Origin of the sequence: Chryseobacterium sp. Bi04 (genome assembly GCF_918698085.1) — a bacterium.
GTDB lineage: Bacteria > Bacteroidota > Bacteroidia > Flavobacteriales > Weeksellaceae > Chryseobacterium.
In genome coordinates this window covers 1-22986 of the sequence record NZ_CAKKLP010000013.1, presented here as the reverse complement: position 1 = coordinate 22986, position 22986 = coordinate 1, and the positions used below count along the sequence as shown (strand labels likewise).

The 22986-nt window shown below is 36.6% G+C and carries 16 protein-coding genes and 9 tRNA genes; 24 read left to right on the top strand and 1 reads right to left on the bottom strand.

All coding sequences use genetic code 11. The features are described from left to right. Nucleotides 1-17: 17 nt before the first annotated feature. The 24 genes from LQV47_RS17695 (at nucleotide 18) to LQV47_RS17580 (ending at nucleotide 22220) form a co-directional block, all read left to right on the top strand. Nucleotides 18-665: a hypothetical protein gene (locus LQV47_RS17695; protein WP_230039785.1), complete on the top strand. Its 648-nt coding sequence runs from the start codon at nucleotides 18-20 to the stop codon at nucleotides 663-665. After that, nucleotides 665-1798 (top strand): AAA family ATPase, encoded by a 1134-nt coding sequence (locus LQV47_RS17690; RefSeq protein ID WP_230039783.1) that lies wholly within the window; start codon nucleotides 665-667, stop codon nucleotides 1796-1798. Before LQV47_RS17695 ends, LQV47_RS17690 begins: the two co-directional genes overlap by 1 nt. Next, nucleotides 1771-2514, top strand: a complete 744-nt coding sequence (locus LQV47_RS17685) for a hypothetical protein (RefSeq protein WP_230039773.1) — start codon at nucleotides 1771-1773, stop codon at nucleotides 2512-2514. Before LQV47_RS17690 ends, LQV47_RS17685 begins: the two co-directional genes overlap by 28 nt. After that, on the top strand, nucleotides 2505-4883 hold the full coding sequence (locus LQV47_RS17680; RefSeq protein ID WP_230039770.1) for a hypothetical protein: 2379 nt from the start codon (nucleotides 2505-2507) through the stop codon (nucleotides 4881-4883). Before LQV47_RS17685 ends, LQV47_RS17680 begins: the two co-directional genes overlap by 10 nt. Then, nucleotides 4873-6567: an APC family permease gene (locus LQV47_RS17675; RefSeq protein ID WP_230039769.1), complete on the top strand. Its 1695-nt coding sequence runs from the start codon at nucleotides 4873-4875 to the stop codon at nucleotides 6565-6567. The genes LQV47_RS17680 and LQV47_RS17675 overlap by 11 nt, the downstream gene beginning before the upstream one ends. Then, the gene (locus LQV47_RS17670; RefSeq protein ID WP_230039767.1) at nucleotides 6557-7579 is read left to right on the top strand and encodes a soluble NSF attachment family protein; all 1023 of its coding nucleotides are present in this window, start codon (nucleotides 6557-6559) and stop codon (nucleotides 7577-7579) included. Before LQV47_RS17675 ends, LQV47_RS17670 begins: the two co-directional genes overlap by 11 nt. Before the next feature lie 246 nt (nucleotides 7580-7825). Next, nucleotides 7826-7954 (top strand): penicillin-binding protein, encoded by a 129-nt coding sequence (locus tag LQV47_RS17665; RefSeq protein ID WP_167449355.1) that lies wholly within the window; start codon nucleotides 7826-7828, stop codon nucleotides 7952-7954. 568 nt (nucleotides 7955-8522) lie between these two features. Continuing rightward, nucleotides 8523-8594: transfer RNA gene (locus LQV47_RS17660), tRNA-His, on the top strand. 8 nt (nucleotides 8595-8602) lie between these two features. Next, nucleotides 8603-8679, top strand: a tRNA-Lys gene (locus tag LQV47_RS17655). 4 nt (nucleotides 8680-8683) lie between these two features. Continuing rightward, a tRNA-Arg gene (locus LQV47_RS17650) sits at nucleotides 8684-8757 on the top strand. 68 nt (nucleotides 8758-8825) lie between these two features. Continuing rightward, nucleotides 8826-8897, top strand: a tRNA-Pro gene (locus tag LQV47_RS17645). A 74-nt stretch (nucleotides 8898-8971) separates the two neighbouring features. Further along, nucleotides 8972-9045, top strand: a tRNA-Ile gene (locus tag LQV47_RS17640). A gap of 5 nt (nucleotides 9046-9050) precedes the next feature. Further along, nucleotides 9051-9122 (top strand) — tRNA-Asn (locus LQV47_RS17635). Between the two features lie 751 nt (nucleotides 9123-9873). Next, a tRNA-Glu gene (locus tag LQV47_RS17630) sits at nucleotides 9874-9945 on the top strand. Between the two features lie 236 nt (nucleotides 9946-10181). Further along, nucleotides 10182-10254: transfer RNA gene (locus LQV47_RS17625), tRNA-Phe, on the top strand. 45 nt (nucleotides 10255-10299) lie between these two features. After that, nucleotides 10300-10372: transfer RNA gene (locus LQV47_RS17620), tRNA-Gln, on the top strand. A gap of 176 nt (nucleotides 10373-10548) precedes the next feature. Beyond that, nucleotides 10549-11034 (top strand): ribonuclease H-like YkuK family protein, encoded by a 486-nt coding sequence (locus LQV47_RS17615; protein WP_230039765.1) that lies wholly within the window; start codon nucleotides 10549-10551, stop codon nucleotides 11032-11034. Between the two features lie 60 nt (nucleotides 11035-11094). Further along, complete coding sequence (locus LQV47_RS17610) at nucleotides 11095-11466, top strand: cyclic-phosphate processing receiver domain-containing protein (RefSeq protein WP_354961172.1); 372 nt, start codon at nucleotides 11095-11097, stop codon at nucleotides 11464-11466. A 4-nt stretch (nucleotides 11467-11470) separates the two neighbouring features. After that, nucleotides 11471-12484, top strand: coding sequence for an RNA ligase, Rnl2 family (locus LQV47_RS17605; protein ID WP_230039762.1), 1014 nt, complete (start codon nucleotides 11471-11473; stop codon nucleotides 12482-12484). Between the two features lie 231 nt (nucleotides 12485-12715). Next, entirely contained in the window at nucleotides 12716-13267 is a 552-nt protein-coding gene (locus tag LQV47_RS17600; protein ID WP_230039760.1) for a 3'-5' exonuclease, read from the top strand. Between the two features lie 120 nt (nucleotides 13268-13387). After that, nucleotides 13388-15361 (top strand): AAA family ATPase, encoded by a 1974-nt coding sequence (locus LQV47_RS17595; RefSeq protein WP_230039263.1) that lies wholly within the window; start codon nucleotides 13388-13390, stop codon nucleotides 15359-15361. Nucleotides 15362-15657: 296 nt separating this feature from the next. After that, nucleotides 15658-18189, top strand: a complete 2532-nt coding sequence (locus LQV47_RS17590) for a DUF6493 family protein (protein ID WP_230039261.1) — start codon at nucleotides 15658-15660, stop codon at nucleotides 18187-18189. Beyond that, the gene (locus tag LQV47_RS17585; protein ID WP_230039259.1) at nucleotides 18170-20866 is read left to right on the top strand and encodes a DUF6493 family protein; all 2697 of its coding nucleotides are present in this window, start codon (nucleotides 18170-18172) and stop codon (nucleotides 20864-20866) included. The genes LQV47_RS17590 and LQV47_RS17585 overlap by 20 nt, the downstream gene beginning before the upstream one ends. A 4-nt stretch (nucleotides 20867-20870) precedes the next feature. Next, entirely contained in the window at nucleotides 20871-22220 is a 1350-nt protein-coding gene (locus tag LQV47_RS17580) for an SWIM zinc finger family protein (RefSeq protein ID WP_230039257.1), read from the top strand. Between the two features lie 111 nt (nucleotides 22221-22331). Here LQV47_RS17580 and LQV47_RS17575 read toward each other — a convergent pair whose 3' ends face one another. Then, on the bottom strand, nucleotides 22332-22778 hold the full coding sequence (locus tag LQV47_RS17575) for a VOC family protein (protein ID WP_230039255.1): 447 nt from the start codon (nucleotides 22776-22778) through the stop codon (nucleotides 22332-22334). Nucleotides 22779-22986: the final 208 nt, after the last annotated feature.

The window sequence follows — 22986 nt, the reverse complement described above, 5'->3', positions numbered from 1 at the left end:
AATTCTATTTTTGTTAAATGATGGAAGCCAAATCACCATTCTTAGATACGATCTTTTTGCTCAGAAAAACTGAATGCATTACCCTTTTTTCAGACTTACAGGAGATTTCTCCCAAAGAAGAAGGAGAGGCAGAGGACTATTTTGAAACAGAATTTGAAAAGGAAAGGCTTGAATTTTTATCTGGAAGAATGCCATGTGACAGAGCAGCAGCAGTGTGGGCAGGAAAAATACTGTATCACAGTGCACAGCTTTATCTGATCAGGGAAAACACAGCAAAAAATATAGACCGCCTTATTTCCAGGTTTAAAGGAAAAAAAGATGTCTCTTCTGTACTATCTGCGGATATGTCTTTAAGATTCCTTCCACAGATCATGGTAGCATTGAATACACTGGATCCGGAAGATGTTTTGATTGGGATGCTTGAAGATATTCTGACAGAATTTCATTATTCGGGAATAGGATATGATCTTGATCTGAAGCATATAAGCTGGGAAGAAGAATTAAAAGACCGTACGTACCGGAAGCTATATCTCGAAAGAATTCTTGAAAAAAGAGATTATAAACGGGCAGAAATTCCGGCGATCAATACAATGCTTATTGCAGAATTGGGAATGCATAAAGACGCATTCTGGAGAGAACTAAAAATAATAACTGAAGAAAACTAATGACTCAGAATATCAATAAACTTAATACAGTCCTTACCTACGTAAAAGATACTTTTGTAGGTAAAAATGATGTAGTCGATCTACTGGGAATCTGTCTTTTGGCAAGAGAAAATGCTTTTTTATACGGTCCCCCGGGAACTGCAAAATCAGCCATTGTCAGAACATTGTCCAAAACGGTAAAAGATGGGAAAAACTTTGAATATTTATTAACCCGTTTTACAGAACCCAATGAGATCTTCGGACCTTTTGATATCAGAAAATTAAAAGAAGGTGAACTTCTTACCAATACAGAAGGAATGATGCCTGAAGCGTCCATGGTATTCCTGGATGAGATCTTCAATGCCAATTCCGCTATTCTGAACTCACTGTTGATGGCTCTCAACGAGAAAATATTCAAAAGAGGAAAAGAAACTAAACAGTTGCCGGCGCTGATGTTTGTAGGTGCAAGTAATGTTCTTCCCGAAGATGAAGCATTAAATGCATTATTTGACCGTTTCCTGGTGAGAATCAATGTAGATTATGTAAATCCCGAGTTACTCCATCAGGTTCTTTTAGCCGGAAGGAAACTTGAAAATGAAGAAGAAACTGAAACTCCTGAAATTCAGGTGCATGAGATCAGAGAGCTTCAGAATTTATGCAGAACCATAGATCTTAAACCTATTTATGAGGTGTATCTGAATACTATTATAAATCTACGAAATACAGGAATTGCCATTTCAGACCGTAGAGCTGTAAAACTTCAAAACCTGATTGCTGCTAGTGCCCTGATCTGTGGAAGAAAGGAAGCCATTCTCTCCGATCTCTGGGTTCTGAAACATATCTGGGATACAGAAGAGCAGATTGAGATCCTGGAAGGAATCATCAACAGGATCATTGAAAAAGATGACCACCCGAATTCCCACCCACAGGCGATGCACAACAAAACGCCGAATCCTGAAGAAGTAATGAAAGATGTGAAGATCCTTACAGACAAATGGAATGGAGGAACACTGAGTTTTGAAGAACAGAATGTGATTAAAGATAAACTGAGATACCTGCAGACCCGTTGTGACTGGATCAGGAATCCTGAACAGAAAGAATATATCCGGCAAGAAATTGAAAGCTTATGGCAGAAGATCCTTCAAAGTATATAAAAGAATTTTGGGCAGAACTTCCCCGCAGGAATGAAGATTTCCTGGGGTCAATCAGAGACTGGAAAAATGTACTGATTGCAGTGGACGACGAAACGATTTGGCTCAAAGGTTTTACCGATGAACAGATTATAGCTTCGGAAATTCATCAGTTTCCAGATTTTTTACTGTATGAGCTGCATGATGGTCTTTTATTCCGGAAAGATGCATTGGTTCCGAGTAAAAAAATGCGCTCTGCTTTACTTTGGACGTCGATAGATAAGGCATTGCGTCTTACATTTCCGGCTTCCAATCAAAATTATTTCGGAATTAGTGAAAAAATTCAGATCCGTTTAAAGGAAAACAATGAAGAACAGCCGGTAATTGCTTTACTGAGCCTAATATCAGATATTAGTGAAAGCATAGCCGGAACAGCAAAATTTAAGCTTGAAAAAATAGACTGGACAATCATAGGGGATAAAGCACTGTTCTTAGGAACACCGTTATTAGGCCTTCCGGGAAAAACATATTGGACAAAAGACAAGCATCTTTTACCTTCGGGATTGGATTTTGAGTTTAAAAATATGAGTATATTTTTACAGCAGAAATATAATAAAGAATCAGACGGGTGGCTTTTATGGGATGAAAATGGAAATTATCTTTACCTAAAGGATACCGATTTCCGTCAGTTGTCTGTCAGCTCATTCCGTCTTACTGAAAAATCAAAAGAATGGAATTAAAGGTATACTTCCAGTCCTATGAAAATTATTTCTGGGAATGGAAAACCGATGAAGATGTTCCCGGAGATTCCGGATATCATGATCATAACCTGCTCTCTGTCCCGGGAGTGGGAGCCATTGCTTACAGACCTTATGTAATGGAAATCCTGAAGGAGCTTCAGCCACAGGGATGGCCACCTTTTGGAGCATTGCTTATGGTATTATATGCCACGCAGGAAGGGTACACCGATTTTGAAGGTCCCTTGAAACGTACAGCTGAATTTTACAGTGTCGGGAATTTTGAGTTTAATGCAGAAAGAGAAATTGAATTTCTTGAAAAAATAAAATCACTTCCCAAAGCTTATAAACAGGGGCAGAATAGAATTATACTTTTGCAGACTCTCTTTAAAGATGTACATCACAGACTGTCTTCTGTGAATGCAGAACTTAATTTGAATGCCTATTATAAAAGGCCTCACGAACTGGCTTCAAGTGCAGAAAAAAAATATGCCGGACCATCTGTTTTAAGCAGAGATTTAAAAGCATTAGATCTCAATGAAAAATTTCCTACCGCTCAGTCTATTATTGATGCAATGAAAGGACTTGTTGAAGAACCCGAACTGGATGATGAACTTGTACAGGAAGAAACAACCTCAGACACCGATAAAGATTTCATTAGGGAATTGGTGGAAGAGCCCAAAACATTTCAGGTAGGAAGCCTTATCAAAAGGATATGGAGCGGACTGAAAATTCCGATGCGTCACCTTTCTCCGGGAGAGCAACCCATTGGAGGAATTTCCGATATGACCAATAAAGGCGACTTTCACAGGATGCTTCTTTCAGAATTTGCCAATGAGGATGAAATATTTATGAGCCGTGTGGCCAATAATGAAGCCCTTTATATTCAGAGAGAGATTCCACCTGAAGAAAATATTTTTGAGCGGGTGATCCTGATCGATACCTCTCTTAGAAATTGGGGAACTCCAAAAGTGCTTGCTTTTGCTGCAGCTTTGGCCATTATTAAACATCCCAAAGCCCATTCAGAATGCAGGGTTTTTGCCTTAGGACAGGATAGTGTTCCAATGTCGCTTAACACGGTAGAAGAAGTTGTTGAAAACCTGAATAAAGTGAGCTCTGTTCTTGAAGTTTCAGAAGCCCTGGAAAATTTTTTTAGTGGGCCGCATTCTGAAAAAGATATTGAAGTATTCTTTATTACCCATCAGGAAAGTACAAAAGATGAAAAGGTTCAGAAAGTAATCCATGAAAATAGAGAAAGGCTCAAATTTCTGGTAACAACCATATCAGATGGCGAGATCAATTTCTATAAACATGATAAAGGGGCAAGAAAACATATTCAGAAAATAAAACTTCCTTTGCCGGAATTATGGGCCAATCCTCCACGAAGAAAATATTCTTCAGAAAATAGTAACGGCAAGAAAACAGATCTTCCCCAAAACTATCCTATTTTATTTCCAATGCCTGCCGGTAAAATTGCCCAGTTTTTATATGAAGGAGAATTTTTTGTTTTGAGTTCAAAAAAGGATTTGCTGAAAACGTATCTGTCAGATAATTATTATGACAGACATTCTTATGATTATTATAAAACATTTCATGGCTGTGAAGTTTTATTCGAAAAGGTCTCTATAAAACCAAGAGGACAGTTTGCATTGGCAAAAAATAAACAACAGCATTTTATCCTGTGTCAATATCAGGCCGATAAAAAATTAATTTCCAAGCTTAACATCAATACCAAAGAATATTCTGAGCAGAATCTCACCGGAATGAATATTGGGGATTCCTATGAGCTGCTGTATTTTGGTAAAAGCTTTTATCTGTACCATCCTGGAAATCCTGTTCATTACAAAATAAACATTGATGGAAATATTTCGCTGGAAACCGTTTCCGGTAAAGAAAAAGAAATCGAAAGAAACAAAACAAAAGTGGAAGCCGAAGTAGCTAAACTTGACAGAAGCGGATTGAAAATTATCAATAGTTTTAACAAAATCGGAATTAATGATAATCATAACCTGGTTGTTTCAGCCAATGAACTGAGCAGTCTCTATGAAAACTCATTAAATCTTTATAAAAACAAATCGGAAATTATAATTTTTGCAGAACAGCATAAAAATAAATTTACCTTTCCTGATGGAAGCGAGATTATTACGGATTCCCGTGGAATATTGACTTTCAGAAGCAGTAATAAAGGAATTGAAGAGTTTTTTATCCCCTCTACTGCCTATGGATTTTTATCGCTGGCCACGTATACAGAGTTTGGAGGTTCAGAATATTATCTTCCCGAACATGCCTTGCTGAAGGTGAAAACAATGGAAGAAATGTGTTCCCGGTTTTTAAAAGCATTTATAGAACAGATCTTGGATTATGGAGCTTAGAATTAAACCTTTTCCGAAAAATAAATTTCCTAAAAAAGGGCTTTTAATTAAAGGCTCTTCACCGGTCATATGGCTTCAGGAAATGGAAGATCTTGATATCAGCTTAAGTCAGGTAGAATCTTATGCTATTCCATCCGATACCCCCAATATACTCTACGGGTGTTTTCTTATTTTTAACGATCAAATTCCACATGAGATTGGGAGAAATGCTTACTTCCAGTCGGTAAATGACAGATTTTTTATACCGGAACATACAGTCTTTTATCCTAAGATTAATCCGGAAGACTGGGAACATCTGGATTCCCGGTTTATCATTATGCATCCTGAGTTTGGATTGGTCAAACTATCGGAAGAAATCAATTGGATTGCTTTAATTCAGGAACCCGGAAAAATAGAGGAAATAATCAGAAGACCTGCAAACGGTGTTCACATTGCTCAGAACATTGAGAGTTATACTGTAGAAATGGATGATGAAAAAATCCTGGAAGCATTACAGCCGAAGCAAACTGAAGAAGAATGGACGAAGAACCTGCCCTTTGATCTTAAAAAGGTAATGGCCGGAAATAAAAAAGAAATTGAAAAGTATTTAAAATATATTGAAAAATATCCTGAAAGAGCAATCGAATTAGGAGTTCCTTTGGATATTATGGGGACTTCCAGAGGAAATGGTTTTGAAAAATTTTCCTGGTTTGAAGGTTTATTTGGAAACACTGGTGGAAAACCTGAAACTAAAAGGGCTAGAAACTCCCGCCGGATATTTTGGGCAATGTTGGTGATTGCTGTCATCTTAAGATTTGCATTACCCTCAGATAAAGATAAAAAAGAACAGGAAGAAACTGGTACTTCTTCGGGAAGTATTGTCACCGATGCAGTAAAAGACCCTTCAGATATGGTTGCCTTCCAATCCGGAATCTCGGAAATTGATCAGAAGATTGATTCTATATATCAGGATAGAAGGGCCGTTTTATCTAAAGAAGTTCATGTCGCAAGCACAATGATATCAGCTAAAGAGAAAGAAAGGGAACAGTACAGAAAATCAGGAGGAAGAAATCTTAATGAAATTAGTCCGGATATAGACAAGCTTGTTGCCAAAGAGAAACAAAGCAGGGACTCCCTCAAAATAATCTACAGCAGAAAAATCAAAAAACATATTGAAGCGAGAACTGAAAAGCTGAAACGGAAGCTTTCGGATTCCCTGAAACAATATAGCAGGGGGAAACCTGTCAATGGAGATGTGGTAAAATACCTTGTAAGAAAGAAACAGGTCCTGATGGCAGATTCTTTGGGAAGACTTTATGGAACCATAGATCTGGTGGATGCTTCTTCAGCACCCGTTGGAAAATCTAAGATCAAAGGTGTGGAACCAGGAGGAAGCAAGCCTGAAGAGAAGGCTGCGGTTTCCGATATTCTTTATCTTATTATTTTTATGATCGGTGCGGTGGGAATCTATCTCTTTATCTTTAAGAAAAAAGCCTTACATCTGGGAGGTGATAATGTGCCGGGCTGGATAAAATTTCTTTTAATTGCCATACTTGTGACGATGTTGATATACCTGTTTTATCCGTTGGTGAAAATGTTCGGTTACAACTGGTTTGTATGGGCTCTTATCATTTGTGTTATACTGCTTCTTTACCGTTTGTTCAGGGAAGATAAAACCATTTTAAACACCGAAGATGATGAATAAACAGAAATTTACAGACAAATTCATGGCTGCTTTTGTCCTTTTAGTAATGTTTAAAGTAATTGGAATCGTAGCCCAGCTGTTTCATGAAAGTTTCTGGAGTGTGGTGGGCACATTGGTGATTTTCTTAATGGTAGCATTTATTATACTTATCGTCATCGCTGCTTTAAAAGATAAAGAACAGAATGCACAAAACTCAGGGAAAAGAGGTGCTGGAGGAGGGGGCTTTTATCTTGAAAGTTCATTGTTTGACAGGATCAGAAGTAAATATGAAGAACTGGCAGAAAAATATATCGCCGAAAAAGAGTATAAAAAAGCGGCAAAAGTCTACATGAATTTACTTCAGGACAATTACAGAGGGGCAAAAACCCTGGAAGATGGAGCATTTTACAATGAAGCTGCTGCGGTATATCTTAAGAAATTAAACAACAAATCCGATGCTGCCATCTGTTATGAAAAGGCAAAACAATATAAAAAATCAATTGAGCTTTACAGAGAGATGGAGCAGAAGGAAAAGGTAGGAGATCTTTATAAAGAAATTAATGATCTTAAAAATGCCCACGCTTATTACCAAATGGTTGCAGATGACTATACTGCGAATAATCAGATGGTAAAGGCTTCTCTGATCTACCGTAAAAAGATGGAAAATAGAGAAGAGGCACAAAAAGTGTTGTTAAAGTGTTGGGAAGAAAATAAAGATCCTTTTAACTGCCTTAATAACTATTTTGCCAATATCCATGATGTTCAGAAACTGGAAACGGAAATTAGAAATTTATATGAAAAGACTCCGGATTATAAAAAGATGACCTACCTGGATGCCATGAAACATGAGTTCAGAAAAGATCCGAAATTACAAACGACAACCAGAAACATTGCCTATGAAATCATTGCAGAAAAAATAGGAATACGTTCAGAAATTGTAAACGAACTAAAATATTTCAATCCTGATGATGAGATAATTCTGAAAGATATCTCCAGGTTTAAAACCGGCAGAAATAAGATGTTTAGAAATTGAGAGTAATGAAATACCTCTATTGGTAAAAAAACAAACGGTTGAAAATGACTGGCTGCTTCATCAGAATTAATTTAATTGATTCTCTTTTAGCCCTAAAACATTCCATGTAAAATCTATTGAAAAAATAGTAGAAATTTTAAAGCCAGTTGTGGCAAAAAAGAGTGTTTAAAGCGATTGTTTTATTACTCCATCCTGTGAAAACTATAAAATAATTACAAAAAATATTTATCTTTGCCCCAGAAAATTATGACAATACAAAGAGCACATATCAATGCAGAACTATGCGGACGCCCTTCTACAAAGGGGTTGTTCGGATATGAATGGACGATATGGAATGAGGCAAAATGTGCTGACTTTGGAAATTATTTACTGTAAACTCGTAAAAATTTAATCAAAATACTGCAAAAACGCCTCGAAAAATCGAGGCGTTTTTTGTTTTTTTTGTCAGAAATTATTTAGAATGAAAAAAAATAACCATAAACATGAAAATTTAATAACTAACAATGAAACTTTAATACGATAAAATAGAGTGATAAGCAACCCGGTGAGAGACAGTCATTTAGGTAATTAATATATCCGCAAAACATTGCGGACAGATATTTCTTATTCTTAATTAATAACTTAATTACTTGATTTACAGTGGGTTGTATTTGAAATTTATTTGCAGGTTTCAAAAAAACATATTTACTTTGCAACCGAAAATTGAAAGCAACAGGTTTTCAGGATTTCAAAAAATAATTTAAAAACAAACAAAAAATAAAATGAAACAATTACATAACATATTCAATCTATATTCAAGAGTATTCGGACAAGAGCCGATATCTCCTCTGTGTATTATTGATCGTGGAATTGTGGATAAAAGGTGCTTATATACGTGGGTCAGTGAATGATCTATTACGTTAGAATATATGAAGCACCTCCCGAAAAGAGGTGCTTTTTTTATGGTTTCTTTAGCTTATTTGGTAAAGCGCCGGTCTGTGGAACCGGAGAACATGGTTCGATCCCGAAGATACCAAATTATAAAATCTCATAGCTCAAGTGGTTAGAGCACCGGTCTTTTAAACCGGGAGTTGAAGGTTCGAATCCTTCTGAGATTACCAAACCGGTTCCGTAGCTCAACTGGATAGAGCATGGGTTTTCTAAACCCAGGGTTAGAGGTTCGAGTCCTCTCGGGATCACAAAGATTCACGGAAAATTTCAGCTCCGACTGTCTCTCGGAAAAGAATTTTGAAGTGAATCTGCAAAACTGGAAAGATAACGGTGGTTGTTTACCCGTCTTGGACGTGGGAGGTCGCAAGTTCGAATCTTGCTTTCCAGACAAAAAAGTGAATAAGGTAATGGTAAATGTTGCTGTGTAAGTGAATTGATTATTTACTATTCACGTATTAAAATGATTTCGTAGCTCAAGTGGTTAGAGTGTCGGTCTGATACACCGAAGGTTGAAGGTTCGAGTCCTTCCGGAATTACAAAAGATTTTGTAGCTCAATGGTAGAGCATCGGTTTGTTAAACCGGAAGTTGAAAGTTCGAGTCTTTCCAGAATCGCAGATAATAAAATGTTAATTGTTTCAGGAGAAAAGTAAAAGTTTGTCGAGAGCAGAAGATCTTTAAGCCAAACACGAAAATTATAGACAGACTTTTTCCTTCTCCCACAAACTGATTGCCATTGATAAAAAAAAGAAGAGTTTGTCGAGCGTAGAAGTTCTTATATCAAATAAAAAATAATGACAGGCTCTTGTTTTTAAATATCTAAACGAGATGATAGTGGTAAAAATCAATCCATTACCATTCATCATTTATCATCTGATGGTTCGCCGAAGTGGAAGAGTCGGGGCGGTCTGCAAAACCGTTGCATATGCTGAGTGGGTTTTGAAATGTGAAACATTCGTGAATTCAAATAAAAAAATAAGAATGTTATGAACAATCCCATAGCCATCTCAAATAACTAAAATGAGATTAGTTCAGGAGAAAAAATAAGAGTTTGTCGAGCGTAGAAGTTCTTATATCAAACAAAAAAATAGAGACAAACTTTATTTCCTCCTTTGGAAAATGAAACTCATTGCTGGTTACTCATGAAAATGGAAGTACGCCGAAGTTGGAGAGTCGGGGTAGACTGACATGAGGAATGAATTGAACGATTCCTTAAAAAAATGAAAAGGGCAGAGTTAAAATCTGTTGCTTCATTGCTGAGTAGGTTCGAATCCTACTACTTCCACAACCGCTGATAATGTAATGGCAGCATGCAGGAAATATACTCTTGTTGTTTAGGTTCGATTCCTGATCAGTTGGTTTTATTGCTCTATTTGTCTAATGGTGAGGACGCCTGCCTTTCGAGCAGAAAATAAGGGTTCGATTCCCTTATAGAGTACAAGATATGCATGAACTGGTCAATATTGAATGACAATAATACCATGAAAATTCAAGTTTGAAAATACATTTGGCTAGTCATCATGCACATGGAAATTAGGAAAAGAGAAAGGTTTGTCAAGCGCAGTTGATCTTTACAAATACTAACAGGCATAGTTTTTAAATAGACAGAGCTTTCTCAAACCTAAATAAGTAATGAATAATCATTGAAAAACAAATCATTACTTATAAAAAGCCGGAAGAGTGGTGTACAAGGTGTGCACGTTAGTCTGAAAAACTAAAGGTACAGGTTCAATTCCTGTCTGTTCCACAAAACATGAATGATAAGTAATGGTATTGCTTATTACTCATAGCCTGATTCATAGTGTAACGGTTGAGCACACAAGATTTTGATTCTTGTAGTTTAGGTTCGAATCCTAATGAATTAACATCATCCACTCCGATATTGTAATGGCAGCATTTCAGTCTCCAAAACTGACAGTATAGGCTCGGGTCTGGTTCGGAGTGCAAAAAAACTGATAGTCAATCCGGTTTTAAAATTCACTATTGGCTATTCATCAATCAGTAATCATTTATTAATTATCAATAAACATATGTAGAAAAAATGGAAACGCAACAACAAACATGGCAGAATATGAACGGAAAGATTTTCCAACAGTCTATCACACAGCTGGTAGAAGAAGCCATCATTCGCGAATTGGCAAACGGACACCGTCTGAAAGTATGTGTGGGATCAGATTCTCATGTATATGGGGAAGCCGTCAATTATGCTACGGCAGTAGTATTTATTCGTGAAGGAAAAGGAGCGTTTACCTTTATTAGAAAAGAAAGAGAAATACAGAGTATTAGTATCAAAGAGAGAATGCTGAATGAAGTCAACAAATCTGTGGAAATTGCCTACACAATTTGCTCTGTATTGGACACCTATGGAGTGGAAATGGAGGTACACGCGGATATTAATACCGATCCTGATTTTAAATCCAATGTAGCATTAAAAGATGCGATGGGATATATTCTGGGGATGGGATATGTATTCAAAGCAAAACCTTTTGCTTTCGCAAGTTCCAACTGTGCTGATATGATGGTATAAGAAGATATTGTGACCACTGAAGCAGCAGGAAATGGAGGTTATAAAGATTAAACTATGGAAATGACAAAAAGATTATTATTTCTGGATGATATAAGGTATCCTGTTCAAGCATATCATTATACCAAGCAGGATGTTTTTCTCAGAAAAGACTGGCATATCGTTCGGAATTACGAACAGTTTGTCAATAGGATTTTGGAAAAAGGACTTCCGGAAATGATCTCTTTTGACCACGACCTTGCAGATGAAAATTATCTGAAAACAGGTTCGCCTGAATATGCTGAAAAAACAGGATATGAGTGTGCTAAATGGCTGATAGAATTTTGTATGGATAATTCTTTAGACTTACCCAAATTCTACTGCCACTCGATGAATCCTGTAGGAAAGGACAATATTATGAGCCTTTTAAAAAATTTTAAAACTATTAAAAACTAAAAAAATGATTTTCAAAACATATAACGCTATAGAAAATGCTTACCAGGCCCGCGTGATCGAACAGATCAGGATGCAGGGTTTTGGAGATGAGGTTTTCATCGTACAGGAAAAAGTTCACGGTGCCAATTTCTCATTCTTTACCGACGGAAAGGAAATTAAGATCGCGAAGAGAACTGCTTTTATTGAAAAAGATGAAAAATTTTTCAATGCCCATCAGATGTTGGAACGTTACAGGAAAAATGTAATTAAAGTGTTTCAGAAAGTGAAAACTATATATCCGGATGTTGAAACTATAGTGATCTATGGTGAATTATTCGGTGGTGGCTACAAACATAAAGATGTAGAACCGGTAAAAGATGCTGTAAAAGTTCAAAAAGGTATTGAGTATGCCCCTTACAATGAATTTTATGCTTTCGATATCAAGTTAAACGGAATCACTTATCTGGATACAGAAATGATCAATTCAATTTTTGAGGAAACCGGATTTTTCTATGCTAAAACGTTGTTTCAGGGTACTTTAGAAGAAGCTTTGAGGTTCCCGAATGTTTTCAATTCTAAAATCCCAGCCTGGTTAGGATTGCCGGAAATGAACAATATGTGTGAAGGAACTATTGTAAAGACTTTGAAAACGAAATATTTTGGAAACGGTGCAAGAGTCATTCTAAAAAATAAGAATGAAAAATGGATTGAAAAATCTAAAATGGTGAAAAAACAGGCTAAAACCGTTCAAAAACAAATCCATTTTAGTGAAACAGCTCAAAATATTTGGGAAGAAATACAAAGGTATGCAACAGTCAACAGGCTGAATAATGTAGTGAGCAAGGTTGGTGAATTTGAACCTAAAATCATAGGGAAAGTTATCGGTCTTTTTGCTCAGGATATTCTGGAAGATTTTGAAAAAGATTTTCCGGCAGTTTTCACAACTATTGAAAAAGAAGAGCAGAAAAGAATCAACAAAAAGTTGAATGCATTAGTCATTGATTTTATCAAAGAAGAATTGATGACCGTTAAAGTCTAGTTTCGGTATTTTTTACCGAAGCTTTTTATGTATAAAACCTAAACCACAAAAGAAGGTAAGCACTTAGTTATTTTTTAGTCACGATGAAACGGTTGAGAAGAACACTCATGTTTTGAAAATACATCCAGTTGGTCATTCCGTAGGAGTCTCAACAGCAAATAAAGAAGATCAGATGACTATTTATTGTGAAGTCCTTTGGTGGTTAAACAACAAATTAAAAAAATTAAACAAGTGAAAACAACAGAAAATATATTAATTGTAGACCTTGAAGCGACGTGTTGGAATGACCGTCCACCAAGAGGTCAGGAAAGTGAGATCATCGAAATCGGGGTTTGTATTATGAATGCAAAGACAGGAAAGATCTCCAAAAATGAAGGTATTTTGGTAAAGCCGCAATACTCCAAAGTAAGCCCCTTTTGTACGGAACTTACAACCCTTACCCAGAACATGCTGGATAACGAAGGAATCATGTTGGAAGATGCATTCGATATCCTGAGAGCAGAGTATGATTCCGAAGAATTGACATGGGCCAGCTATGGAAACTACGACCTGAATATGCTTAAAGATCAGGCACGGAGATTTTATCTGGATTATCCCATGGGTGATGACCACATCAATGTGAAAACCTTATTCGGAGAAATTCATCCTACCATAAGAAAAAGTGTAGGAATGAACAGGGCCTTAGGTGAATTGGGACTTACATTGGAAGGTACCCATCACCGGGGAGTGGATGATGCTAAGAATATTGCAAAGATTCTCCATTGGTGCCTGAAAAACTATTAAAATACAGTCATCAACCGGACGATACCATTAACATTGGCTCCTTTGAAAAAGGGAGTTTTTTTATGGACAATATTGCGAATCGTTTTTTATGATTTAACTTTGATCAAAACTTTTTATTCAGTGGAGGCACTCGTCGAATTACTCGAACATACCAGCAGAAGCGTATTTTTGACAGGCAAAGCAGGAACAGGGAAGACAACTTTCCTCAACGATTTTGTAAAAAAAACGCGTAAAAAGCATATCATCGTGGCCCCAACGGGAATTGCTGCAATTAATGCCGGTGGCGTTACCATTCATTCGTTGTTTGCTATCCCGTCACGAACGTTTGTGCCCACCACAGAACACATTGATCCTAACCTGGCAATGAATATCAATGAGCTTTTTCCACATTTCAAATACAGAAAAGATAAACTGGACCTTTTCCGCGAGATTGAACTGATCGTTATTGATGAAGTATCCATGGTAAGAGCAGATCTTTTGGATATGATGGATCATTCTCTGAGACGGGTCAGAAGAAATCAGCTACCATTTGGAGGAATACAGCTCCTCTTAATTGGGGACTTATACCAGCTGCCTCCGGTAGTGAGGGATGATGCGGCACAAATCTTATCCCAATTCTATGAAACTCCGTTTTTCTTTTCTGCCAAAGCATTACAGAAATTCTCTTTGGTGACAGTAGAGCTCATGAAAGTTTACCGTCAGCAGGACGAAGAATTTCTCGATATTCTTAACGCAGTCCGGCATGCAGATATCAGCAGTCAAAAACTTGCTCAGCTGAATTCCAGGTATAACCCGGAATTTGAACCTGAAAATGAAGCCTATATTCATTTGTGTTCACACAATCGTATCGCAGATCATATTAATCAGAAAAAACTGGCTGAGCTCGCTGAGGATTCACACTTGTATAAAGCTACGGTGATTGGTGATTTTAAAGAATCCCAATATCCCAATGAGGAAATTCTGGAGTTAAAAGAAGGAGCCCAGATTATGTTTATAAGGAATGATTCATCACCTGCTAAAAAATTTTATAACGGTAAACTTGCAGAAATCTCTTATCTGGATGATAAGATTGTGAAAGCTATATTACACGAAACCAAAGAAGAAATAACGCTTACCAGGGAGGTTTGGGAACATAAAAAATACAGTCTTGATGCTGACAAGAATATCAAAACAGAAATAGTGGGTAGTTTTGAACAATATCCCATCCGTCTGGCTTGGGCTGTTACCATTCATAAAAGCCAGGGACTGACATTTGATCGTGTGATCATTGATGCCGGAAGATCTTTTGCCAGCGGTCAGGTGTATGTAGCATTAAGCCGTTGCCGTACACTGGAAGGAATTGTTCTGAAGTCTGAAATTCTGCAGAAAGCTATATTTAAAGATCTCAGGATTGAAGATTTTCAGGAATCTACCAATGCTAACGATATCTTAGAGGAGCTTCTGGAACAGGAAAAATATGACCATAGCCTTCATAAAGTACAGATGACTATAGATGCAGAATGGATAAAAGATGCTGTAATAACTTGGACAGGCACTGCATGGTCAGCAGATGTACCAGATCAGAAAAGACTGGAATTGCTGTCAAAAAATTTTAAAACGGAAAGCGAAAAGCTTTTTAAGATTTCTGAAAGGTTTAAAAGGGTCATCCGGCAAATGGCCAGAAGCTTTACGGGAGGAAATAGCCAATGGTCCGAAATTGAAGAAAAATGCAAAGGAGCTGTTGATTTTTTTTATAAAAGAGTGGCTGAAGATTTCCTGTTGCCTTTAAAAGAGTTTTACTCTGAAACGATAGGTACCAAAGGCTTAAAAGCTTATAATGAAGAAACTAAAATATTCCTGTCTGATCTTGGAGACTATATTCAAAGGCTGAAAGAATGCTGCTTACTGGATGTTCCTTTATTTGATAAAATAAATGAAATGGATACCTCTGTACTTGTTGTAAAAAAGCCCACCCACCTGATTACATTCCAATTATTTGATGAAGGTATGCCTCCTTTTGAAATTGCTGAAAAAAGAAATCTTACTCTGCCAACAATATACAGGCATCTGGCAAAAATTGGCTTAACCGAAGTTGAAAGAACTTTTAAAATGTAATGCCTCTGACAAGATTAGTATCCTTTCGGAACTCTGCTTTTTAAATATATGTAAGCCTGTTTTTTAAATCCCCTGTATTATATAAAATCCCCTGTAGTTTAATTTAAAGTTGAAAAAGTAAGATATATGGATCTTTTCTAAACATATATCTTTACTATGGGATTTTAGTGTAATAGTTAAAATATGTGATACTATGGCTTTTATTAACTTAATATTTTGTTAAAAAAATCACTTTTATGGGATAATTTACTGCGTGTCAGGCATTTTTTGTTATTTTAGCTGCCAAGAATGAATTTATGCTTATTGAGGAGGGGTTTAAAGCCATATACTTAAACTATAAAATTAAGGAAATTGTTCCTTTTCTGAAGAAGCTTACACCGAAAGACAAAAAAGAAATTGCCGCTCTTTTAAAGAAATTTATAAACAAAGAATGGGGGCACAATAGTATTTCTGTGTTGGCGGCTTTGGCGTGCTGTAAAACCAAAAATGAATACGAAAATCTAAGTCCCGGATATTATTCTATGCCGGTAGAACTTATTGATGAATTATTTGAATCCTATGTTCCCGAATGGATTGGTGAAAGCTATTCATTTTTAAGAGAAACTGGATATTTAAAAATGCTGGAATGGGAGCAAAAAGGTTATCTTACCGTTGATAATGAAATATGCGCATCCCTGCTTACATCATCTCTCTCAGAAGACGAACTATGCACCTATCCTGTTACCCTGAAAAAGCATATCTGGTTTTTATTTGAATATGAATCCTGTATTACGGAACATTATGGCGAAAGAAACTGGAAGGACCTGCTAAAAAATCTTGTTCAAAAAGATAAGATTGACCGCAACAGGGTTTTAAAATCAAGTCTGAAGGCTATTCACTTTAACTTTTCAAAAGAACATAACACATGGTTTTTGGAGCTTTTCGCTTATCTTGAGCCTGCAGACAACGAAATCTTGAAATTACAGGAAGAGCTGTTTCTAATTTTTCATTCTACACAACACTCATTATTTCCGGGAATACTTAAGGCTTTAAATCCTGTTATTACAGAAAAAGAATTTAAAACAGAAGCATTTTTAGATGCTGTAGAACGCCTGTTAACACTTTCTACAAAGAGTGTTTTAAATGGAGTACTGATGATCTTGGAAAAGATTGCAAAAAGCAATAAAGAGCTCAGAGAAAAGATCTGTATTCTCATGATGCCCGTATTTTTGAATAAAGATAAAGCGATACAGACGAGAGGAGCCAAAATTATTGCTAAATATGGTAACCCGGAATCTGATACTATAAAAGAAGAACTGAGAGGGTATAAAGAGAATTTTCTTTCAGATACCCATACGTTATTAGGACAGTTTCTGATTGATGAAGAAAAACCTGTACATTCTGAAGAACAGAATTTTATAAGTAATTTGTGGTATGTACCACAGCCAATAGCAACTATAGAAACAGTCGAAGATTTTATATTTTTGGCTTCCCGGGTGTTCAATAATAAAGAAACCTATCACATCGACCAGTTTCTGGCAACTTTGATGAGGTTTAATAATGAACTTGAAGAAGATCATTTTAATCAGCTTGAGCCCGCATTTAAAGCAGCCTATAAATTAAAAGGAACATCAGGGTTACGTCATTTATTAGCTACGTTTTTTATCAATTATGGCTTGCTAAAGCAAAAGAAAACCTCTGATGTTCTGCTGGAAGCCCGTTTAGAGTTTCCCCGATTGGAAAATTGGGGTGAGAAAAGAACTCCTTTAATTCTCAGGGCCTATCAACAGTTTTTTTTAGATATTTTCGAAGGGTTAAAAGAAGGAAAGAAACTTCCGCTTCTTTCAGTTCCGGATCATACCCCTTGTTGGGTTTCTGCTTTTACGCTGATAGATAAAATAAAGATATACCAGGATCAGGATGAACGGCCTATGGCTTTCGACCTGCAAATGGCTGTCCTTAGGGTGAAAAAAGAAAACCTGAAACAGGCTGAACACTATGCAAAAGAGCAGCTCGATGCAGAATATTTTAATTTTCTGAAACCTGTTTTCAACGGGGATTATTTTACAGACAGGTATGAGGATGCCTATCTTGATGGTAATTTTGATTGGAAGCTAAGCCGCAGAAAAGTCTATAAATGGAATAATACAGAGGAAATTCCTCAAGTATTGGTAAGTATTGAAAACCGGAAAGAAATTACGGAGGATTCAACTCTTTTAGATTATTTATTCAATTCTTATCATGGCGTTTATCATGATGACCTGATTGGTATTGTATATACAGCTCCCTATTTTTCAGGCTCTGTTTTCGCCAAAAAATATAATGAAACTTTGTCCAATGCTGTGTATCAGTATGATATTAAGGGAAATATAGAATTCCTTGATGCATGGATGAAGCTGAATTTACCTTTTCAGCCCATACATTATTTATTTCTATCTGCCGGCTTGCTGAATAAAGATAGAATATTCTCTGGTATGGCTTTTGAAGTACTGATAAATAGGGCGTTTTCAAAGGATTTTGATGCCCGGGAACTGGGAATGTTAATCGGTAAAAATATCAACTTTGAATTGGCTCCGGTTAAAAGACTGACAGATGGACTGGCTGGATGTATCAATTTGAGTTCCAGACATAATCAGCTTTTTGAGAAACTGCTGATTTCCACCCTGGCAGCCATTGAAAAACCTGTTTTTAATCTGAAAAAAATCCTTGAGCTTTATTATGAACTACTAAACCTGAACCAATCTGAAGCGGACGAAGCTATTGCTGAGAAGCTCCAGAATTGGGAAAGAGAAAATAACCTGAAAAAAATTATTCATCAAATTAAAACACATGAAAGAAAGACTTTATGAGATCCTTAACGAGGGAAAAATACATGAGATCGTACCTTTTTTGAAACAGCTTTCTATTGACGAAAGAAAAGCACTTGTACCGACGATAAAAAAAATGGACAGGGAGATCAATAAGATCGTCATGACTAAAAACTCCTACCATACTGCAGGCTCTGCAGACCAGCACTCTATTGTAGATATTGCATCGCTTGCCTGTATGGATCAGAAAAATTTCGGTAAAAATTATTGGAACCTTTTCCGAAATATAGAGCAGACTGAGAAAATACTGGAGTGGGGATGCCCGGACTGGTTTTCAGACTTTATCAATGAGTCTGTAGAGGCAGAATTTACAACATTTAACTATCTGCATGTTTTAGAATGGACTGAGAAAGGATATATACAGCCTAAGCCTGAACTTCTGGGATATCATTTGTGTAATTATCCCAAAAACCTGGATAAGCATCCTGAAACATTGAAAACCCATTTTTGGTATTTGTGTGAATATCCTTCTAAATCATTACCATTTCATAAGGAATGGTTTCCTATCATTCAAAAGCTGGTAGCAGAAAAGAAAATTGACAGGAAAAGATTTTTGAGAGAATGTCTTCTGGCTTCCAACAGAAATTTTAATAAAAATGTTACGGGTTGGTTTATGGATGCATTTACTGCATTAAAACCAACAGATGAAGAGCTTGTAGAGCTTCAGAATGAATTATTGGCAGGGTTAACATCTGCCCAATCCAAAGCAATCAACACCATATTGGTGCATTTGAAAAAAATTATTCAGAATCCTGAATTTAAAATAGATGAATTTTCCCATTATCTTCCTAATTTATTGAGTTCTGAAGTTAAAACTGTAGTGGCCTCCAGTCTTATCCTAACGGAAAAAATTTTCCAGAGAAGAAGAATTAATCCGGAGATGTTGGGAATGGCTTTAAGCACAGCATTTGTAAGTAAGGATGACGGGATACAGTCTAAAGCATCAAAGATTATTATAAAATATATTCCTGTTTCTGAAAATATAAAAGAATCACTTTCTCATTATTCAGATAATATACTGGCTAATATACGCCCTGTTTTAGCAAAATATATTGAAGATACACCGCACGAGCTGGAGAATATTACGACTGAAAGATTAACATTAATTACCAAAGAAAATGAGGTTGAAGAGCCTCAAAGCTTTGAAGATTTAATGTTCCTTCTTCCTTTGGCAATAGAAAATCCGGAAAGCTATTATTATGATATTGCATTGGCCGGGCTCATCCGTTTTGCTGATGAGGTGGATACAGAATCTGTAATATTAATAGAACCTGTATTTCTGAAAGCTTGTAAAACGATCGCGAAATGGGAGGTCCCTTATTTTAATGTGATCCTCTGTAACCTGGTTATTAATTATGGATTAAGCTTATTGGAAAAATTCCCAGACGAACTGAAAAACCTGGAAAAAATATATGCTAAAACCCGTGAGAATGAAGTTTCAAGAGAAGCCTATTCAAGCTATTATAAAAAAATAGGCCCAATAGAAGGAGTTGGAGTAGGAGGTCTTGCTATGAAAGTGTTCAAGGAAATTGCCATTGATGCTTACCATAAAATCCGGTCAGGTGATACAACTCCGTTGCTGTCTACGGTAACCCATACACCTTGTTGGATTTCTCCGGTGAAGCTGGTGGAAAGATTTGAAACCTACCAAAATAAAAATATTGAGCCTAATCCGCTGGATGTGCAGCTAGCTTTACAACGATGTGGATTAGACCATGTTTCTGAAGCAGTGTCACTGGCTGAGAAAAATCTGAAAGGAGAATATAAAGATCTTCTGTTGTTCTTGTTTGGAAAACATAAAACTCCAAAAGGGAAATTTGAACATCCTGCCTGGTGGATGACTGCCGGAATCACACGGTCTCAGGATGTTACTTTTGAGGAATTTAAAAAATTCGGATATGAAAATATCCCTAAGGAGTTTTTTTCCGGAATGTATGAATGGAAAACAATAGACAGTAATAAGAATTCATATTATCCTGTTGAATTGAACATCAGCATTCCCAAATACCGCTTTGAAAAGAAAAAAGATCAGCTCCTTATGGAGTATTTCATTGCGGAACAAAAGGATTTTTCTGAAATCCCTGCTTTTATGTGGAGTTTCCCGAATGCCCAGGCCAATATTCTTGCCAGAGTTATTAAAATATGCCTGTTCTATTCAGGATTGGCAGAAGTGTATGAAAGAAATCTGGTTCTGAATACTGCCAAAACCCTTTATCAGATCAAAAAACCTTTGGACGAAATGGGATATCTCTTTCTGGGAACTATTTTCCTTGATGGCGATAAAACAATCAGGGGTATTGCTGCCGAAATATGGCTGGAACATGTTTCCCATCAAATGATCAATAATGCACGGTTAGGAAAAGTAATCGGCCTGCATGAAAAACTGGAATGGGCGCCTGTTAAAAGGCTTACTGATCTTATGCAGCACCATATGCTGAATGTCAGTAAAAATCACAATCACGCATTAGAAGAATTAATATCAAATATATTACTTCAAATGGAAGAGCCTGTCACTAATTTGAAAAAATTATTGGAGGTTTACCATGAAGTCATAGCTTTAAACCAGTCGGAAGCTAATGAAGAGGTACAACAAAAATTAAACGACTGGAAAGAAAACTCAAGCCTGAAAAAAATCTGCAATCTTCTTCTTAAAAAATAAATTTATGGAAGATACGCTTATTTACAACTATTCCAGATCATCATCTTTGGTAAAAAAGGGAGCGCTGGAAGAACTGTTTCTTGCAAAATATAGCGAGATTCAGAAGAATACTGATGCCCCCTGTTTTTTCTGGGGTAATGTGAGACAGCCATTTATCCTGGCCCGATGTCTGATTAGTCTTTCCAATATTGTAAAGTCCAGCTTTAATCTTTCTCCATTTCAAATGGCATTGCTTAAAGATCCTATTGTGACTGCCGGGAATGAAAGATTACGTTTTGAAGGATTTTCACACTGTGCCGGAGTGTATGCACGTATAGATGTTCTGCCTGAGGGATTGGATGGAGAGTTTCTGGAAAGTGGTACTACAAATGTGGATTTTAACCAGCCTATGATTAATGCGTTAGGAAGCATTCGTCCTAATGAAAGTATTGTACTTTCTGTAGGTGAAAAAGAAGTTGGCCTCTATAAAGAAGAGACAAAAGTAGTGGAAAGGAAAGTTCCGCTGCCTTTAAAATGGATCAATGGATTGGGAACCGTTCAGGTTTATTTATCCAAATCAGAAAGGCTGCATACATTCAATAAAATTCAGACACAGCAGCTGTTTAGAGGAATGCCGAAAGGAATAGTGAAATCAGACTACTATCTTATCGTAAGAGGAAATAAACCCATGTTTTCTCCTGTGAAATCTATGGACGCTGTTTGTGTGGGAGGTATTCACAGGCTTCGGCTGCTTGAGCCTCTTCTTCCTTATATAGATCATATGAAGGTTTTTGCCCACCCCAATATGCAGTCTACCACATGGCAGCTTTATATGGGGAATATAAAATTCAGTTTTTCGTTATCAAGAGAAAGCTGGCGTGGGTTTTCCGGAGAAGGAGCTGTATTAGAGAATTTAATTAATGATGTTGCTGATGAATGGATAGATGCATTGGATAAATATGCTTATGCCAATCAATCCTTTAATACAACAGTTCTGGCACTGGAAGAAAATGTCAGCCTGAAAAAGGTTGCTGATCTTACAGGCAGGCTGGCCGCAATGGGAATGCTGGGCTATGATCTGGATGATAATGGATTTTTTTACCGGAAATTGCCATTTAAACTGAGCCGTATTGCAGGACTAAATCCCCGTCTGAAAAATGCTGAAAAGCTCATTGAAGAAAGGAAAGTTGAAATCTTACATCATACTCAAGAAAGAACTGAGGCCAGAGTGGAAGGAACGGGTGTTCATCACACGGTCATTATTGAAGATAAAAAAGAACGCTGTACCTGTGAATGGTTCAGTAAATACCAGGGGGAGAGAGGTCCCTGTAAACATGTTCTGGCAGTGAAAAAGATGGTGAATCAGGTCGATTAAGATTTACTATATAGTTCCGGCAAGCCCAAAGGGCTTGCCGGAGTCCGTTAGAAGAGCTGCCAGAAAATCATTAGTATATTTATATAAAGGATTTCAGGATTTATACCGGATTTATTGAAGATTCATCCATTCTTCATAGGTAAGTACTCCCAGCTCTGGCTTTCCTTCACCTTCCAGAATTGAAATAAACTCAAGCTGGTTGCCATCCGGATCATTAAAATAAATAGCCAGTGCCGGCATCCATGCAAAAACCATTGGCTGAACGGTGCCGTTCTTTAAAAAATTATAGGGTTGTAAATCTTTGTTTTCTAAAAATTCCACAGAATAATTCAGGATATCTTCTTTATCGCCCGTAAATGCAAAATGTCTGGTTTGAAGGTTCTCTTTTTGTTCCCATAATCCCAACATGAACTTCTTTTCCTCTCCAATCCACAAAAAAGCGATAGGTCTTGTCTCATCTCTGTGCGCTAATTGTAATCCTAATATTGTTGTATAAAATTCTACTGCGTTTTCCAAATTACTTACCTGAACATGCGTTTCATATAATCCTGTAATCATAGTTCCCATTTTTAATCATCACAAAGCTATACAACGGATATTTAAAAAGCCGGTATCTGTGATTTCTTAATTTGAAATGAATGATAGAAGGTTTTTATAATGTATAATGTATAATGTATAATGTATAATGTATAATGTATAATGTATAATGTATAATGTATAATGTATAATGTATAATGTATAATGTATAATGTATAATGTATAATGT

Excerpts from the sequence above, each read along its gene's own strand:
- LQV47_RS17695 (WP_230039785.1), top strand. The coding sequence starts at position 18 with ATGATGGAAGCCAAATCACCATTCTTAGATACGATCTTTTTGCTCAGA.
- LQV47_RS17690 (WP_230039783.1), top strand. The coding sequence starts at position 665 with ATGACTCAGAATATCAATAAACTTAATACAGTCCTTACCTACGTAAAA.
- LQV47_RS17685 (WP_230039773.1), top strand. The coding sequence starts at position 1,771 with ATGGCAGAAGATCCTTCAAAGTATATAAAAGAATTTTGGGCAGAACTT.
- LQV47_RS17680 (WP_230039770.1), top strand. The coding sequence starts at position 2,505 with ATGGAATTAAAGGTATACTTCCAGTCCTATGAAAATTATTTCTGGGAA.
- LQV47_RS17675 (WP_230039769.1), top strand. The coding sequence starts at position 4,873 with ATGGAGCTTAGAATTAAACCTTTTCCGAAAAATAAATTTCCTAAAAAA.
- LQV47_RS17670 (WP_230039767.1), top strand. The coding sequence starts at position 6,557 with ATGATGAATAAACAGAAATTTACAGACAAATTCATGGCTGCTTTTGTC.
- LQV47_RS17665 (WP_167449355.1), top strand. The coding sequence starts at position 7,826 with ATGACAATACAAAGAGCACATATCAATGCAGAACTATGCGGACGCCCT.
- LQV47_RS17615 (WP_230039765.1), top strand. The coding sequence starts at position 10,549 with ATGGAAACGCAACAACAAACATGGCAGAATATGAACGGAAAGATTTTC.
- LQV47_RS17610 (WP_354961172.1), top strand. The coding sequence starts at position 11,095 with ATGACAAAAAGATTATTATTTCTGGATGATATAAGGTATCCTGTTCAA.
- LQV47_RS17605 (WP_230039762.1), top strand. The coding sequence starts at position 11,471 with ATGATTTTCAAAACATATAACGCTATAGAAAATGCTTACCAGGCCCGC.
- LQV47_RS17590 (WP_230039261.1), top strand. The coding sequence starts at position 15,658 with ATGCTTATTGAGGAGGGGTTTAAAGCCATATACTTAAACTATAAAATT.
- LQV47_RS17585 (WP_230039259.1), top strand. The coding sequence starts at position 18,170 with ATGAAAGAAAGACTTTATGAGATCCTTAACGAGGGAAAAATACATGAG.
- LQV47_RS17580 (WP_230039257.1), top strand. The coding sequence starts at position 20,871 with ATGGAAGATACGCTTATTTACAACTATTCCAGATCATCATCTTTGGTA.
- LQV47_RS17575 (WP_230039255.1), bottom strand. The coding sequence starts at position 22,778 with ATGATTACAGGATTATATGAAACGCATGTTCAGGTAAGTAATTTGGAA.